This window comes from Desemzia sp. FAM 23990 (assembly GCF_045528485.1).
Taxonomy (GTDB): Bacteria; Bacillota; Bacilli; order Lactobacillales; family Carnobacteriaceae; genus Desemzia.
Genome location: NZ_JBGQQW010000076.1, coordinates 1 through 394 on the forward strand (window position 1 = coordinate 1; position 394 = coordinate 394).

Here is a 394-nt window from a genome sequence, read left to right on the forward strand (position 1 = left end):
CTCACTACCTTCGGCGCTAAGAAGCTTAACTACTGTGTTCGGCATGGGAACAGGTGTGACCTTCTTGCCATCGTCACCACACATATGTGTGAGAATAGTGTACTCTCAAAACTGGATTTGTCTAATGTCCATTTGTTCAGATTCCTTGAATCCACCTAAAAACTTTGGTTAAGTCCTCGACCGATTAGTATTGGTCCGCTCCATCTATCGCTAGACTTCCACTTCCAACCTATCTACCTGATCATCTTTCAGGGGTCTTACTCACTTACGTGATGGGAAATCTCATCTTGAGGGGGGCTTCACGCTTAGATGCTTTCAGCGTTTATCCCTTCCACACATAGCTACCCAGCGATGCTCTTGGCAGAACAACTGGTACACCAGCGGTGTGTCCATC

The 394-nt window shown here is 46.7% G+C and carries 2 rRNA genes; both read right to left on the reverse strand.

The window, feature by feature from the left end:
- Positions 1 to 81, reverse strand: a 5S ribosomal RNA gene (gene rrf, locus ACEN4I_RS13515); the annotation flags it as partial.
- 83 nt (positions 82 to 164) lie between these two features.
- Positions 165 to 394 (reverse strand): 23S ribosomal RNA (locus tag ACEN4I_RS13520); the annotation flags it as partial.